1 pseudogene is annotated in these 290 nt (G+C 63.8%); it reads left to right on the forward strand.

The features are described 5' to 3' along the window. Positions 1 to 290: pseudogene (gene tuf / locus DPV74_RS41915) on the forward strand (elongation factor Tu); the annotation flags it as partial.

Consider the following 290-nt stretch of genomic DNA (forward strand, 5'->3'; position numbering starts at 1 on the left):
ACATGGTGGACGACGCTGAACTGCTCGAGCTGGTCGAGATGGAAGTTCGCGAACTCCTGTCGAAGTACGACTTCCCGGGCGACGACACGCCGATCGTGAAGGGTTCGGCAAAGCTGGCGCTGGAAGGCGACACGGGCGAGCTGGGCGAAGTGGCGATCATGAGCCTGGCAGACGCGCTGGACACGTACATCCCGACGCCGGAGCGTGCAGTTGACGGCGCGTTCCTGATGCCGGTGGAAGACGTGTTCTCGATCTCGGGCCGTGGTACGGTGGTGACGGGTCGTGTCGAG

It is taken from the genome of Burkholderia sp. HAN2018 (assembly GCF_024704855.1).
Classification (GTDB): Bacteria; Pseudomonadota; Gammaproteobacteria; order Burkholderiales; family Burkholderiaceae; genus Burkholderia; species Burkholderia cepacia.